The 8,339-nt window shown below is 51.4% G+C and carries 11 protein-coding genes; 4 read left to right on the top strand and 7 right to left on the bottom strand.

All coding sequences use genetic code 11. From position 1 onward, the window contains the following. Nucleotides 1-614: 614 nt before the first annotated feature. Both EQV97_RS28705 and EQV97_RS28710 read right to left on the bottom strand, forming a co-directional pair. Entirely contained in the window at nucleotides 615-773 is a 159-nt protein-coding gene (locus EQV97_RS28705) for a hypothetical protein (protein ID WP_024265239.1), read from the bottom strand. A gap of 19 nt (nucleotides 774-792) precedes the next feature. Beyond that, nucleotides 793-1,356, bottom strand: coding sequence for a recombinase family protein (locus EQV97_RS28710; protein WP_024265240.1), 564 nt, complete (start codon nucleotides 1,354-1,356; stop codon nucleotides 793-795). A gap of 230 nt (nucleotides 1,357-1,586) precedes the next feature. On the opposite strand from EQV97_RS28710, the gene EQV97_RS28715 reads away from it, so the two are divergent. Further along, nucleotides 1,587-2,063 carry a hypothetical protein gene (locus tag EQV97_RS28715; RefSeq protein ID WP_153338377.1) on the top strand — a complete coding sequence of 159 codons (477 nt, stop codon included), beginning with the start codon at nucleotides 1,587-1,589 and terminating at the stop codon, nucleotides 2,061-2,063. 420 nt (nucleotides 2,064-2,483) lie between these two features. Continuing rightward, nucleotides 2,484-3,134, top strand: a complete 651-nt coding sequence (locus tag EQV97_RS28720; RefSeq protein ID WP_153338378.1) for a hypothetical protein — start codon at nucleotides 2,484-2,486, stop codon at nucleotides 3,132-3,134. 177 nt (nucleotides 3,135-3,311) lie between these two features. Here the strand turns inward: EQV97_RS28720 and EQV97_RS28725 are convergent, their stop codons facing one another. After that, on the bottom strand, nucleotides 3,312-3,749 hold the full coding sequence (locus EQV97_RS28725; protein ID WP_153338379.1) for a hypothetical protein: 438 nt from the start codon (nucleotides 3,747-3,749) through the stop codon (nucleotides 3,312-3,314). Nucleotides 3,750-4,260: 511 nt separating this feature from the next. Here EQV97_RS28725 and EQV97_RS28730 point away from each other — a divergent pair. Together EQV97_RS28730 and repM are read left to right on the top strand one after the other, a co-directional pair. After that, on the top strand, nucleotides 4,261-4,482 hold the full coding sequence (locus EQV97_RS28730; RefSeq protein ID WP_240890566.1) for a hypothetical protein: 222 nt from the start codon (nucleotides 4,261-4,263) through the stop codon (nucleotides 4,480-4,482). Nucleotides 4,483-5,992: 1,510 nt separating this feature from the next. Then, on the top strand, nucleotides 5,993-6,817 hold the full coding sequence (gene repM, locus EQV97_RS28735) for a replication initiation protein RepM (RefSeq protein WP_024265234.1): 825 nt from the start codon (nucleotides 5,993-5,995) through the stop codon (nucleotides 6,815-6,817). A 50-nt stretch (nucleotides 6,818-6,867) separates the two neighbouring features. Here repM and EQV97_RS28740 read toward each other — a convergent pair whose 3' ends face one another. The 4 genes from EQV97_RS28740 to EQV97_RS28755 form a co-directional block, all read right to left on the bottom strand. After that, complete coding sequence (locus tag EQV97_RS28740; protein WP_024265235.1) at nucleotides 6,868-7,302, bottom strand: hypothetical protein; 435 nt, start codon at nucleotides 7,300-7,302, stop codon at nucleotides 6,868-6,870. Between the two features lie 46 nt (nucleotides 7,303-7,348). Next, entirely contained in the window at nucleotides 7,349-7,636 is a 288-nt protein-coding gene (locus EQV97_RS28745; protein ID WP_024265236.1) for a type II toxin-antitoxin system YafQ family toxin, read from the bottom strand. Next, the gene (locus EQV97_RS28750; protein ID WP_024265237.1) at nucleotides 7,623-7,886 is read right to left on the bottom strand and encodes a type II toxin-antitoxin system RelB/DinJ family antitoxin; all 264 of its coding nucleotides are present in this window, start codon (nucleotides 7,884-7,886) and stop codon (nucleotides 7,623-7,625) included. The genes EQV97_RS28745 and EQV97_RS28750 overlap by 14 nt, the downstream gene beginning before the upstream one ends. Nucleotides 7,887-7,963: 77 nt before the next feature. After that, complete coding sequence (locus EQV97_RS28755) at nucleotides 7,964-8,254, bottom strand: hypothetical protein (RefSeq protein ID WP_024265238.1); 291 nt, start codon at nucleotides 8,252-8,254, stop codon at nucleotides 7,964-7,966. Between the last annotated feature and the right edge of the window lie 85 nt (nucleotides 8,255-8,339).

Consider the following 8,339-nt stretch of genomic DNA (forward strand, 5'->3'; position numbering starts at 1 on the left):
TAACGCCGCCCCTGGATCGTAGATCGATGGCTTTTTTTGCACCCTTTCCGCCTCTCTTTACACCAGCTCTATACCCGTTTTGCACCTGGTCTGCACCCACCCTGCACCCACCCTGCACCTCTTTTGCACCTTACCTGCCATCGACTGGCCACGGTCTTCGACCTGAATGATTTTTACGCCCTTTGAAGAGCCAGATTTTCCCCCTTAACAGGGTCAAAATCTCAATACACATCACGCACCTCAGGCGATGGAAAAAACCTTTATTTTTCAAAAATTTATTAAAAACTAATAATTCTTTGACGCTATACAGTTGTGATACAAAACAAATGATTTAGCCCACAAAACCTGGAGAATTTTGTATAGCACTTGTTATACAACTGGTGCCCAAATGGCCAAGTAACCATTTCGCGCCCGCGAAACTTTCCATTGAGCCGCAGGCGAATGGACAAGCTGTGAAGTGGGCCGGTAGGCCTACTTCACCTATCTTGCCCGCCTATTCAGCCGACTTAATCCGTTGCGCCTGCTGTTCTTTTTCCGTTCTCGTGCCTTTTTCTACCGTTCTTTTGGGGTTGTTTTGCATACGCTCAGCCGTTGTTTAAGGCGTCGGTCCTCTGCTACTGCAGTACAGCAGCCGCCAACAGCCGCTTGCGCGCCTCCTGAGCGCGCCGGGTCTCGTCATCGACTTGGCGGGTGACGTAGAGCGGCAGCGCCAGGCACTCGTCCTGGTCGTCGCCCGGCTCAATAAATCGCGGTACCGAATCCGTGCTGTTCATCCTGTCTCTCCCGTTCTACCTATTGAGGCAGTGCGCGGTATAGCGTGGCTCGATGAACGCCTAGGAGCCGTGCAACTTCGGAAACCGATTGCCCCCCGTCGATCAGCTGTCGTGCATGGGCGATCTGTTCTGGGGTTAAAACAGGTTTTGGGCCGAATCGAACGCCTTTAGCTTTGGCAGCAGCACGGCCAGCACTGGTGCGCTCACCAATGAGGGATCGCTCAAAGTCAGCAATGCCGGCGAAGATCGTTAACACCATACGCCCAGCTGGAGACGTCGTATCGGCCCAAGGCTCAGCAAGCGAACGCAGACCTGCACCTAAGGTTTTGAGTCGTTCTGCAATGTGGAGCAGGTCGGTGGTTGACCTGGCCAAGCGATCCAACCGCGTCACAGTCAGTACATCACCAGGGCGAAGGTGATCGAGCAGCCGACTAAGTTCGGGGCGGTCTTGCTTGGCCCCACTGACCTTCTCTTCAAAAATCCGCTGACAACCGTTTTGCCCTAAAGCGATCCGTTGCTGCTCCAGCTCCTGACCTTGCGTCGAAACCCGAGCGTAGCCAATCTGCTGTCCTGCATTTTCCATGGGGACACCTGTCGCATTAGTCGTTGCAGGTAATCTAGCACCTGCGACTGACTTATGCGACAGACGAAAGCCCTCAGAACCTGACGATGCGCGTGTGTCGCATAACTTAGGAGTGAAGCGACAGCTGAGGCTTGGCGCACCGGGTAGATCGGCGCCGAAACCAGACCGTGGACATTCTGCAAATGCGTCAGTAATGTTGCATAATTAATATTTAGGTGCTGGAGTACACTGTGAAAACTATCGCATCAGTTTTAGCAATCATGCTAGTTATAATAGCAGCCAAAGTTATCGGAAACTTTAGCGGAAAACAAATTGCAACGGAAAACACCAAAGATTTACAATCGACACACAATGAAAAATTGAAATGGTTTGTAAATGAGTTCGCCGTAAACAACATAAATTACCACTACCCAATAAAAATAAACGAAGAAATGTATTTAATTAATAAGTCAATAATAGATGAAGATAGATCAATGTTTGTTCTTGAAAACTATCGACTCAACGCTCCGGCTACAGCAAGCCCCATCGAAATCAAAGCAGCAGAAGAAAGCACACGTGAGCAAGTAAGAAATATTTTTTGCGAAAGCCTTCAGGAACGAGAGAGATTATTTACTGGTTACTCATCTGTGGGAATTATACAAAAAATTACCGACGCCAACGGAAAACTATTATTCAATATCAAAATTGAAAAATCACAATGTATTTGACCGCGCTGAACATCGCCACGCTCCTCGGGGGAATAACTGCCATATGGTTCCTGTGGGATAAGCGAAAAACAATGCTGGCATGGATAAAAATTAAATCCAGTAATCATATAAATCCATTATCCATGAATGATAAGGATTTTTTATTTTTTAATAAAAATCGAAAATTTATGCTGACTACCAAATATTTCCCGAAAACCCTCAATGAGGAAGTAATTTGTAAATCTCTAACAAATGTAGGGATCTTTACAACCCGAGGAAAATTTTATGTGCTTACATCGGCAGGGCGCGCTATGGCACGGGCCTAACAAGTGGTTAAAATCGTTCGCTGCGCTCTCTGGGACGGGCTAAAGCCCGCCCCTTAACCAAACGTTAGGTGGCGCACCGGTTTTACCGTCAGCCAAAATTCAGAAAGGTGATGAAATGGGATTGCTTGACAAATTATTTGGCCAACAAAAAGTTGATGTGCCACGACTACTAATCGCTGTAGCTCGACAGAGCGAAACGGGAATCGTCCAAGTCCCATACTCTGTTCTAGAGGCATACTTACGAACGCACGGCAGCGAACACCAATCTGGAGCAGGGGCAATGGAGTGCCTCATCAACATAGACAGAGAGCGTTTTAAGGTTGTCATTGACCAATGCATTTTTAGCAATATAAAACTAAAGCAAGGAGAGACCCTTGTAACAGTCAAAAGTGGTCTCGACTTCTCTAGCATGGATACAGATGAAATTGCCAAAGTCGTGAAGGAAGGCTTGTCTGGCTTTATCAAAGACTCCAGTACAGCCCACGCTGCCTCCTGGCAGGTCATTAACATGGCGGAGAGCGACTACATGCATGGCCTATGGGCCAATGAGCAATTTGACGTTACATACGAAAGCCTGCGCTCACAACTGCTGTCCAAGTTCACCGATCGAGAGCAGAGTGACACTCAATCTAGCATCGACTGGGATCAGTTCAATAGCTATCTTAACGACATGACAATCGGCATTGAAGACGCAAGGCATAAGTTGCAAGTTTTCCATTCTGTGGCTGAGCTCATAATAAAAGAATGGGATTTGACTGGGCAGTAAGCGCCACCTAACAAGTGGTTCAAGTCGCTCGCTTCGCTCTGGAACGGGCTAAAGCCCGTCCCTTAACCAAACATTATGGGCAGAGCAAAAATAGGGGTATGACCATCATATGGTACGGAGAGTAATTAACCAGCCAAAAACGACCGTTCAGACACCGGCTTAGCAACTGCCAACACCCTAATCCGGTATCTGAACGGTTTCAGCACGAATACGCAAAGCCATGACTGTTCTCGCCGATAACGCACGTAATTCCTCAGTGTGAAAAACCAGGTGCGCTCGATGCGGCTTGGTTTCCTCGTCCCAATGCTGCAGATCCTCCATTCGAAACTGATGCTTGCCCTGGTACGTAGCAGCGAGGTCAGCCGCCAAACCACGGGCAGCCTCTCCAGGCGTGATAATTGTCCAACCGATGATGTCGGCTAGCTGCTCGGCTGCCGACCGCTGTGTAACGCCCAAGGCGGCTGCACAAGCAAAATCGTTGTAGAGCTGAGCGCCCAACTCAGGATCATCCGTAGGATTTCCCGGACACAACCGCGGTTCCCAGGGAAGCACGTAGGTCGATTGACCGAGAACGTCTTGCCGGACGTAGTCCGAGGGTTTGGCTAAACGCTGCATGAGTTTGCTACCAGGCGAAAATCGTATGATAGCGGAGCAGACTTGGGGCAGCTGAAAGCTGCTTCCAGAGCGGCCTTAGCCGCTCTGATAAACCGCCGGCGAAGACGGCGGAAACAGCTGGACAGACGCCACCCGAGCCCACGAGGGGGGGTGAGGGAAAATGGCCCCCAGGCCAAATTTTTCCGTTCTGCCCTGGTGCAGCCCGTTCAGGGGGGCATAGAGAAAACGGAACAAATCGTACGATAAGCCCTGCTGGCAGCCTGCAAGCTCTTACGTTGTGCAGTCGGTGTCCGAATGGGGTACGCCTCAACCTGGCGTCAGATCGGATGACGGAGGTACGTCAAGGTAGGGGCTATTTCGGCTTTTCCTGACGTTTCCCTACAAACCTCTATGACCTCAACCTGACAGGCCACGGCTTCACGTTGCTTGGTTGTCATTGGGTTTATCAAAACTTGAAGAAGTGGCGGGATGCCGCTATTAGTTAAGGTTCACTCAGCACAAGGACGCGACGATGATCCAGAGATTTGTTGTTGTTCCTGCGATCCCCATCGAAACAGGATCGGTTCGCAATGGAACTCGCTTTCACTCCACTACAGTTCCTGGCGGGTTTGATATTTATGACAATCAAGATAAGCAGCGATTGCAGTTCACCTACCCGACACAGATAGAAGCAGATGCTGAATGCGAAAGACTGAACATGGAGCGAATACCTACCGGCATCATCTCACCATGATCTAGTCGTTCTCTGCTCAACGATGTGGACTGAAAACAAAAGCCCCGTCAGTCATGACGGGGCTTTTGTTGAGGGGAGCTGATCCTTCAGCTCCCACGATTGTAGTCAAGAAACGAAAGGCAAACCGAGCAAGTGCAAACACTCTGACAGAGTCATGCCCGAACTTTGCGGGTCACAGGGCTTATCGTACGATTTTTCCCGTTTCCTCTATGCACCCCGTTCAGGGCGATACCAGGGTGCGCAGCATCCGGCCGCACCGCTTGCGTGCGCGTCAGGTGAAACCGGACCATCCTGGATTCGCGATGAAGCAGTCGAGAAAGGGATAACGGACCGCAACGAGACGTCGCGCAATAGCAGAATGCAGGATGGTCCGGCTTTGCCGGGCGCGCACGCGGGTGAATTTTCGAGACAAGCCCGTCCAGGGGGCGGGGGAGGAAAGAGGGTGGAGGCTCGCGCAGCGAGTCAGAACCCTGAAAGCCTGACGGGGCGCTCCCCCGGAAGGTTTGGGCGTCCCGTAGGGCGGCCACGACAGACCGTAGGGATGGCGTGCTGTTGCTCTGCTTTTGTCTTTGATTATCTATGTGGCGTTCTATTGGTCGTTCTATTGCTTCGGCTATTGCTCAGGCAATAGAAGACCCATAGGAAGTACAAAAAGGCAAAGGTACAAAAAGACAGAATCCCAGAGCATTCGCGCTACGCGCTCACCCAGCTCGACCCCCTGAGGGGGGCCCCACTCCCTGGAATCAGATCCAGAGCGAATGCTTGCACAGACAAGATTAATAGCAACATCACTTTATCAGGACGACACTGAAATCCGGCTCGCTGTTATCCCCTGATTACTCGCCTTTGTCGTCTGTGAGCCCGCAGCAGGCGTTTGGATGATCCTTGCTAGCAGAGGCGTCACAGCGCTCCTTGGAGCGCATAAACAAAGTTTCCAGCCGGCAGGCTGGGCATTATTACCGGAGGGGGAGCCACGAAGTGGGGGAACCCCGTAGGGGTGCCCCGGCAGAGCCGCGCTTTTTACTTTTCCCTTTTTAAACCTTTGAGGTCGTCTAGACGCCTTATGTTATGTGGCCTGTAGTGTTCATAAAGGGAGGGATTTGTTGTCATATACGCGCCACGAAGATCTCTTTGCTTCGAGAAAAGAGGTCAGTGATAGTGATAAATCCTGCGTCGCTGCCTGCCTTAAAGTGTCCGAATAGTCATGAAATCCGCAAGCTCGGCGCTTATTCATTCCTTGTTCGTTATGTGAGGGAAAAATGGCTGTGGGTAACTCGGACTAATGCTTTTAATGCTTTTAATGCTTTTAAAAGCTTTTAGTCGGGCTGTATGCCACGTATTACGTGGCATACAGCCTCCATAAAGGGACAGATTTGCGGTCATAAAGGGACAGATTTGCGGTCATAAAGGGACAGATTTGCGGTCATAAAGGGACAGATTTGCGGTATTAAGGGACTTGTATTAAATAGTCCTTTTTATGCTATGGTGGATCTCCCCACGAGGACTACTGATGGCTGAGAAAAGCGAAGTTGTTGTCAAATCTAACCGGCTTGTCGAAGCTAGCTACCGGCTCAACCTGGTCGAACAACAAATCATCCTGTTTGCCATCAGTCGTAGTCGCGACGAACAGCTGGGCCTTTCGCCAGATAAGCCAGTCACGATTGCAGCGAGCGATTTCGCTCAGGCATTCGGGACCAACGAAACCAAGGTTTACGGACAACTTAAAGAAGCGATGGGCGACCTGTTCGACCGCTCGGTGACGATCTATGACACCGATCCGGACACCGGTAAGGACCGTACTGTCACAACCCGATGGATCAGCGACAAGGCTTACATCGACGGAACAGGCCGAATTCAGTTGACGTTCGCCCCTCGGGTGATCCCCTACATCACACGTCTCGAGTCCGAGTTCACGTCATACCGTTTGGAGAAAATCAGTGGCATGTCGAGCGTTCACGCTGTACGGCTCTACGAGCTACTGGTGCAGTACCTCACAATCGGAAAACGCGAGTTGGCACTCGCTAATCTGCGCGAAAGTCTCGGCCTTACCAACGAATACAAGGCAATTAAGGACTTTAAAAAGCGAGTCCTAGATACAGCCGTGGCACAAATCAACGAATACAGCGATATTCGTGTGAGCTACACACAGCGCAAGACCGGACGCACCGTCACCCATCTGATCTTTGCCATCAAACCAGAACCAACATCCGTGCCGGTGAAGCAAAAGCTTGGCAAGCTGACAGACGCTGAGGTTGCCAAACGCGCTCGTCCTGGTGAGAGCTGGGAAGCAGCACATGCCAGACTCAACCAGATCACCTTGGCACTGGCTGAATGACTGGATTGATGTACGTGGGTCGGACTGGGTTTAGATCGTCACCGTCGAGACTAATCGGCCAGTCCGGCCAGTAGATCGGAAAAAGACTTGGCAGGCCCGGGTAATTTTGGCTTTCCCGGGGTTGGCGCTTTTTCAGGTTGAGGCTCAGGGTTGTGCTCAATAAGGCGTTGCTCAGCATTATCAAGGCGTAGCTTCTCGATCTCTTGCCGCAATGGCTCCACCGCTTCAGCGACGGCCTTTGCCACCGCCCTGGCGATGATCTCCCCGAGGTCGCCAGTCACTGTGACGCCGTGTGACATTTCCACTGTGACGCTCTGTGACGCTGGCTCGAAAGCACCGTACACACGCAGTAACTCCGCGGTGTCGATATAGCGACGTCCATCGGACTCTAAGCCATATGATATACGGCCTTCGGTCATTGCCCGGTATATGGACCGGCGCGTTCTGCCGATCAGTGACGCGGCTTCATCTATGGTGTGACGCATGGTGCTCTACCGTCATATGACGCGTCACACTCTTTAGCCTGGCTGGTCATAGGCTCAGCTCGCTGTGTGATCCGAGTCGCACAAGCTGCAAGCGCTCATCGTCGGGCTTGCAGTAGATCAGCAGCCAATCCGGTTTGATATGGCAATCCCGATGGTCTTTCCAGTTACCAGTCAGAGCATGATCCCGATGTTTTTCCGGCAGCGGTTTGTCATTCATCAGGGCAGTGACAATCTTGATGAACAGGCCGCCCGGCTCCAAGTCAGCTCGATGCGGCCCCTTGGCCTCTCGCTTAAAATCTCGCTTGAACTGACTGGTTCTCTCAATCGTCCGCATGCAAATCCGCCATCAGATCATCAATGGTGGCGAACTTTTGCAGCTTTCCGCGCCGGGCTTCTTTCATCGCGGCAACGGTTTTGGCGTTGGGCACCAACGGCTCGAATGGCAGCGCCTTTTCCTGCGCTATACGGGTCATCATCATGCGGAAAGCATCGCTAACCGTTAAGCCCATTGTCGCAAGTACTGCAGCGGCTTCTTCTTTGATGTGCTCATCGATACGAGCACGAACGACAGCATTTGTGGACATGGGTAGTCCTCCTATATTGGGCCACAGTGTAGCTCAATATAAGGGTCGCGCATGGTTTTGTGCCGTCACGTGACGCGTCACTGCGTTCTTGCAGTCACGGATAAACTGACCCCCAGCACGTGTAGCACTTTCATCAAGCGATAAAGGTCCGGATCGCCATGGGTACCAAAGAGCTGCTCCAGATCTGCCACGGTGATCCCGGTCAGACTCGCCATTTTGGCCGCCCCAAATGCGCTGATAGCCACACCTATGGAGGCCACAATATGAGCGGCATGGCCGGTCGCTAAAGCATCCGCAATAAACACGGCCCTGGTTTCTGGATTGGTTAACGCCGCCCCTGGATCGTAGATCGATGGCTTTTTTTGCACCCTTTCCGCCTCTCTTTACACCAGCTCTATACCCGTTTTGCACCTGGTCTGCACCCACCCTGCACCCACCCTGCACCTCTTTTGC

The organism is Pseudomonas sp. TMW22090 (assembly GCF_022496665.1).
Taxonomy (GTDB): Bacteria; Pseudomonadota; Gammaproteobacteria; order Pseudomonadales; family Pseudomonadaceae; genus Aquipseudomonas; species Aquipseudomonas gregormendelii.